Annotated in this window: 5 protein-coding genes and 1 other annotated feature; all 5 genes read left to right on the top strand. The window is 44.7% G+C overall.

The genetic code is table 11. The annotated features are described in order from the left end of the window. The first annotated feature begins 1,319 nt into the window (after positions 1–1,319). The 5 genes from ytxC to rplT all read left to right on the top strand — a co-directional run bounded on the left by ytxC (position 1,320) and on the right by rplT (position 6,151). A complete protein-coding gene (gene ytxC, locus ACE4RR_RS13930) occupies positions 1,320–2,162 on the top strand; it encodes a sporulation protein YtxC (RefSeq protein WP_375536036.1) in 843 nt (280 codons plus the stop codon). 424 nt (positions 2,163–2,586) lie between these two features. Continuing rightward, positions 2,587–4,530 (top strand): threonine--tRNA ligase, encoded by a 1,944-nt coding sequence (gene thrS, locus ACE4RR_RS13925; protein ID WP_375536035.1) that lies wholly within the window; start codon positions 2,587–2,589, stop codon positions 4,528–4,530. A 196-nt stretch (positions 4,531–4,726) separates the two neighbouring features. Continuing rightward, positions 4,727–4,854, top strand: a sequence feature (ribosomal protein L20 leader region). Positions 4,855–4,971: 117 nt separating this feature from the next. Beyond that, complete coding sequence (infC, locus tag ACE4RR_RS13920) at positions 4,972–5,508, top strand: translation initiation factor IF-3 (RefSeq protein ID WP_375536034.1); 537 nt, start codon at positions 4,972–4,974, stop codon at positions 5,506–5,508. Between the two features lie 36 nt (positions 5,509–5,544). Next, positions 5,545–5,745 (top strand): 50S ribosomal protein L35, encoded by a 201-nt coding sequence (rpmI, locus tag ACE4RR_RS13915; protein ID WP_375536033.1) that lies wholly within the window; start codon positions 5,545–5,547, stop codon positions 5,743–5,745. Positions 5,746–5,794: 49 nt separating this feature from the next. Further along, positions 5,795–6,151, top strand: coding sequence for a 50S ribosomal protein L20 (gene rplT, locus ACE4RR_RS13910; protein ID WP_375536032.1), 357 nt, complete (start codon positions 5,795–5,797; stop codon positions 6,149–6,151). The last annotated feature ends 149 nt before the right edge of the window (positions 6,152–6,300 follow it).

The raw sequence follows: 6,300 nt of genomic DNA, 5'->3' as shown, positions 1-6,300 counted from the left end.
GACAAATCGAACCGTTTCTTTTTTGAATTTTTCACTATAACGTTGCCGTTGTTCACCCATGTGAACCCCTCCTTGGTATGATGATGCCATTCCGTTATAGAGGTGTCTACCAATCATACTAACAGCACGATGTCCGGCAAAGCCGTGAAAACGTGCTGTTTGGGGAAAATAGTGGAACCCATGTCCGCAGAATTGCCCGTTTCTGCTTCTCATAAGGCTATTTATTTGCCTCATCCAACTTCAATCTCTGATAAATTTTAGAATGAGTATAAAGAGGTTGACCATCCCGGCGCAAACTCGCTTACCGCGGGCAACGCTTCAACTTCCTCGGCAGCTAATGCAGCTTATCAATATAAAAATCTATACGAACAAATCTCAATAGAGGACCAAGACATTCAATATTTAAAAGCTACTATCGAAAGGGTATTTGAACTATTTTCACCTAAAGAAAAAGACGCAAAGAGTCAAGAGGAACTAAAAAAGATACAAAAAGATAGAAAGGATTTTGAACTCGCAATTAGCGTAATTGATGTTGACACTTTGAAGACGATGCAATTACTTGGTTTTAATTATAAGGAAGCTATTGGACAACCTCTAACTCGTGCTTGTGCAGGGTTAATTTATGACAAATTTGGGGGCTTTCCACCCCAAGATTAAGCAGAGGCGGGTTATATTAATAAATAAATATAAGGAACTTATTGAATGTAATAGATAATTAAGAAAACTCGAATATACGTGGCATATCTTATCGCTATTATGAAGCAGCTCCGTCATGACCGACGAATATACTAACTACAAATTAGAATATCATTAATATTATCTTGTCTACTAGCGATATACATTTACTGTCTCTCACTATCTTTGAACACATGGATGGTCAAAAATCAGGAGACGACTGCGGGAAAAGCAAGAGCTGAAGATCCACCGACGGTGATATTCCGTCGGTTAGCTGAAGCCTTGCCCGCGGCAAGCGAATGGATTTTTGTGCCATCCAGCCATTAGCACAGAAAATCCTAATGAAAGTCAAGGCTTTTGCCTTTTCCTGGCCCTTTTTCTTTAATTGGTGTCACCATCTTCTTATCATTTATATAAACGGAGTCAGGGAGATCCTGACTCTGTTTTTCTATGCACTCATTCGAACATCTCATCTATTGAATATGATTTAAAAAATATAGATAAGTAAGACTTTCTCCACGTAGTTCCTGGAAATAATCTAATTTTTCTTCATAGGTAAATTTTTTGTAGCATGTTTTCCTTCTCACTTCCATACATATGAAAAAGAAATGACAGGTAAGTCGTGAGACAGAGGGGGAAATAGGTTGTTTTCAATTGGACTCGATAGTGAAACGGAGAGTCAGCACATGTATTACTGGCTGATGAAAGAAAAAACAAATTGGGAGCGGCAGGGATTTTCGGTAGGAAATTTGAAAAAAAGTGGAGATAGGATTGAATGGGAATTCAACGGAACAGAGGATCAATGGAAGGAAAGCGTCGTTCCCTTTCTTGCTTCCATACTATGTGATTATATGATCAAAAATAAGGAGCAGCAATGGGTTAAGCAATATGTGGAGCAGATGTATTATGAAGGGGATGAAGCCCGTGCTATTTCAGAAGTCGCTTATTCTCTGCTGGAGGGAGTGAGAAAAGAAATTCCCGAAACCGCTTTACTTCAGACAAGAAAGCACTTCATATACCGTGAGCTTGTCGATGAGATGAATGAAAAGTGTACCATTCAGTGGGGACCGCTTTTAACATTTCGGTTTGGTGCATATCACCGTCTTCTATTAAAAGCAGCGGCTGCGGCGGTCGACGAGTATAAATGGGAACAGGAATATCAGACGATGATTGAGTCGTGCCGTTATTATTTAAAAAAAGCCCCTCCATCATACGGAGCTATTCACGTGCTGGCCGCAGAAAAACCAGTATTTCTCGATGAATCATTGCAGCTGATCGACCAGTGGACAAGACTCCGGCATCTTGAGCCGACAATAGTGTTTGAAAAAAGTCTGCCTTTTGAAAATATGGTCGTCAGTCCAGCAGTCAGCATGGCACCGCAGAAAATCCACCTTTACGCAAAGGATGATAATAGCACAGTGCAGACGTTTGAAATGATTTTTCAAGAAAAATTGATTAAGCATCCGGTTGAGGCCTGGCCCCGTTAAAACGAAAGGTTGATTTTTTCCCTGTCACTCTCTATAATAACTTACAGATGAATGAAACAGCATGCAGTGACGAGGATAAGAGAAATAAAATCTCCCATGTCAGAGAGGAAAGCCAGCGGCTGAAAGCTTTCTATGCAGGAATTTATTTCTTACCACCTTCGAGCAGCAGATCCGAACGGACCCGTGTCCAAGTAAGCCCTGCCGTTACCGGACGATACCCGGTCTTGAGCCGGTCGGCTGTTTTTACATGCCCGATCGGAAAACAAGGGTGGAACCGTGAGTAGACTCGCCCCTTCAGTGGAAGGGCGGGTTTTTTTGTTTTAGAGCGAAGCCGTCTGAAATTCAAGTGAAGGAATAAACGGACGCTTTTAATGAACGGTGCATGAAAGTTCAATCATTATAAAATATTCAGGAGGTAGAGCCCATGGCAGAACAGGTAAGCATTACGTTTCCAGATGGAAATGTGAAAAACTTCGATGCTGGAGTCACTATGGAGGATATCGCCTCTTCAATCAGCCCCGGTTTAAAAAAACAAGCACTTGCCGGAAAGCTGAATGGAGAGATGATAGATCTGCGCACCCCGATCCAGGACAGCGGAGCCATTGAGATTATAACTTACAAAAATGAAGAAGGGCTTGAGGTGCTTCGTCACAGCACGGCTCACCTAATGGCCCAGGCGGTTAAACGGCTTTTCGAAGACGTAAAGCTCGGCGTAGGTCCTGTCATTGAAAACGGCTTTTACTACGATATTGACATGCCACACCAGCTTACACCGGAAGACCTTCCTAAAATTGAAAAAGAAATGAAGAAAATCATGGATGAAAACCTCGAAATCATTCGTAAGGAAGTGAGCCGCGAAAAGGCAGAGGAAATCTATGCGGACATTGGCGATGATTTGAAGCTTGAACTGATTGAGGCCATTCCGGCGGAGCAGATCTTAACAATTTATGAGCAGGGCGAATTTTTTGACCTGTGCCGCGGGGTGCATGTGCCAAGCACCGGTAAATTGAAAAAATTCAAGCTTATGAACATTTCCGGAGCATACTGGCGCGGGGACAGCAACAACCAAATGCTGCAGCGTATTTATGGGACCGCCTTTCCGAAGCAGGACCAGCTCGATGATCATCTGAAAATGCTTGAAGAAGCAAAGGAGCGTGATCACCGCAAGCTCGGGAAGGAACTCGACATTTTCACAGTGAATCAAAAGGTGGGGCAGGGCCTGCCCCTCTGGCTCCCGAACGGTGCGACTATCCGCCGTGTCATCGAGCGCTACATCGTGGATATGGAGGAACGGCTCGGCTATGATCACGTGTATACACCAGTGCTCGGCAGCTCGGAGCTGTATAAAACCTCGGGCCATTGGGACCATTACCAGGATGACATGTTCCCTCCGATGGAAATGGACAACGAAACCCTGGTAATTCGGCCGATGAATTGTCCCCATCACATGATGGTGTACAAAAGCCAGATGCACAGCTACCGCAATCTGCCGGTCAGGATCGCAGAGCTTGGAACGATGCACCGTTATGAAAAATCCGGTTCCCTCGCCGGACTCCAGCGGGTTCGGGCAATGACGCTGAATGACGCTCACATTTTTGCAAGGCCGGATCAGCTGAAGGGAGAATTTATCAGAGTAGTGGAACTCATTCAGCATGTGTATAAGGATTTCGGACTTGATAACTATTATTTCCGTCTCTCTTACCGGGACCCGGAGGATAAGGAAAAGTACGTTGATAATGATGAAATGTGGAAAAAAGCGCAGGCAATGCTGAAGGAAGCTATGGATGATATGGAAGTAGAATACGTGGAAGCAGACGGGGAAGCAGCATTTTATGGGCCAAAGCTTGACGTTCAGGTCAAAACCGCTCTCGGTAAAGATGAGACACTTTCTACTGTGCAGCTTGATTTCCATCTACCGGAACGATTTGAACTTGAATATGTCGGTGAAGATGGCCAGGCACACCGCCCGGTTGTTATCCACCGCGGGATCGTTTCTACAATGGAGCGTTTTATTGCGTTCCTTCTCGAAGAATACAAAGGGGCTTTCCCAACCTGGCTTGCTCCGGTACAGGCTAAAATTATACCGGTCTCTGCTGATGTGCACATGGATTACGCCCAAAAGGTTGAAGAAGAGCTCCGTCTTGCCGGCGTACGCGTCCAGACCGATACTAGAAATGAAAAAATCGGCTATAAAATCCGTGAAGCGCAAATGAAGAAAATTCCGTATATGCTCGTGCTTGGCGACAAAGAAATTGAAGGGGATGCGGTGAATGTGAGACGTTACGGACAGCAGGATTCTGAATCAGTGGAGCTCGACTCGTTCATTTCCCGCATCAAAGAGGAAATCAGCTCTCGTTCCATCCGCTGATCAGGAGGAACAAGAAAACTGCCGCCGCCTCCTGCTATTAGAGGCGAGATGCCGGCTGAAAACCGAGGAAACGCCAGTAATAAAAAATAAGGGTTGCGCCAGCTATTATTTTTCGGTAGGATAAAGGAGTGCCATTTTTCAAGTTGACACTGCCTCTGACGTGTGATAACGTTAGAACGTAATTTAATAAACGAATCTCAGCAAGCAGAAGCGCCCGCTTCTCACCTGACCGACGCCAAGAGCTGTTGCCAGGTTTACGACGATTTTTTCAAAAAACGTATTCTAGTGGGCGCAGTGTGTATGCGCCCGCTTTTTTATTGTGGAATAGGATCGTTTTTCATACATCGTTCCCTCACCGCAAGGAGGCGGGATTGGGAGATTGTGCAGCTAAATGCTTGGATTCGCAATTAATTTTGGAGGTGGCTAATTATTCGTAAGGACATGAAGGTCAATGATGGAATTCGCGCACGAGAGGTTCGCCTGATCGACGCAAACGGAGATCAGCTGGGAGTAAAATCAAAAAGCGATGCACTTGATCTCGCAACAAAAGCGAACCTGGATTTAGTACTCGTTGCTCCGAATGCGAAGCCTCCGGTCTGCCGTATTATGGACTACGGAAAGTATCGCTACGAGCAGCAGAAGAAGGAAAAAGAAGCGCGGAAGAAACAAAAAGTCATCAACATCAAAGAAGTTCGGCTGAGCCCGAACATTGAGGATCATGACTTTAACACGAAGCTTCGTAATGCCCGCAAGTTCCTTTCAAAAGGAGATAAAGTAAAAGCGGCGATCCGCTTCCGCGGACGTATGATTACTCACTCTGAGATTGGAAAAGTCGTTCTGGAACGGATGGCCAAAGAGTGTGAGGATATTGCCTCTGTTGAACAGCGTCCAAAAATGGAAGGCCGCAGCATGTTTCTCGTGCTCGCTCCGAAAGCTGAGAGCGAGATAAAGAAAGAAACTAGTGAAAACAACGGGTAAATTCACCCTGGGAATATGGATTAAGGAGGACTCACGATGCCAAAAATGAAGTCGCACAGCGGTGCAGCAAAACGTTTTAAGAAAACAGGTTCCGGCAAGCTGAAAAGATCTCATGCTTTCACAAGCCATATGTTCCGCAATAAGTCTGAAAAGCAGAAGCGCAGACTTGCGAAGCAGGGAATGGTAGACGCATCTGACCACAAGCGCATTAAGAACCTGCTTCCGTACGATAACTAAAATCAACGAAGACTCACAATAAATGATGGATTAAAAGGAGGGATTGACGATGCCAAGAGTAAAAGGCGGATATGTGGCTCGTCGTCGACGCAATAAGGTATTGAAACTTGCGAAAGGTTATCACGGTTCTAAGCACCGTTTATTTAAAACGGCGCAGGAGCAAGTGATGAAATCACTGCAGTATGCTTACCGCGATCGTCGTCAGCGCAAGCGCGAATTTCGTAAGCTTTGGATTACACGTATCAATGCGGCGGCACGTATGAACGGACTTTCTTACAGTCGTTTGATGTACGGCTTGAAGCAGGCAGAAATCAACGTGAATCGGAAGATGCTTGCAGATCTCGCTGTAAATGATGAAAAAGGTTTTGCAGAGCTGGCTGAGAAAGCTAAAGCTAGCCTGAAATAAATAAAGGAACCATCCGGCCGGGAACCCTTCCCGGTCTTTTTTGTATATAACATACCGGCGTCTCTCAACATTACTAGGCGAAAGCAATAGTTTTTCTTATACTTTAATCAATAAAGTTAATCTGTCTAAAGTGCAGGCGAGTTTGTAAG

It is taken from the genome of Alteribacillus sp. HJP-4 (genome assembly GCF_042139015.1).
Classification (GTDB): Bacteria; Bacillota; Bacilli; order Bacillales; family Marinococcaceae; genus JBHIKY01.
Note: the sequence above shows the minus strand (reverse complement) of the source record. Positions and strands in the feature narration are given on the sequence as shown.

What these genes read in the sequence shown, in the direction of transcription:
- thrS (WP_375536035.1), top strand. Translation starts at nt 2,587, where the DNA reads ATGGCAGAACAGGTAAGCATTACGTTTCCAGATGGAAATGTGAAAAAC.
- infC (WP_375536034.1), top strand. Translation starts at nt 4,972, where the DNA reads ATGAAGGTCAATGATGGAATTCGCGCACGAGAGGTTCGCCTGATCGAC.
- rpmI (WP_375536033.1), top strand. Translation starts at nt 5,545, where the DNA reads ATGCCAAAAATGAAGTCGCACAGCGGTGCAGCAAAACGTTTTAAGAAA.
- rplT (WP_375536032.1), top strand. Translation starts at nt 5,795, where the DNA reads ATGCCAAGAGTAAAAGGCGGATATGTGGCTCGTCGTCGACGCAATAAG.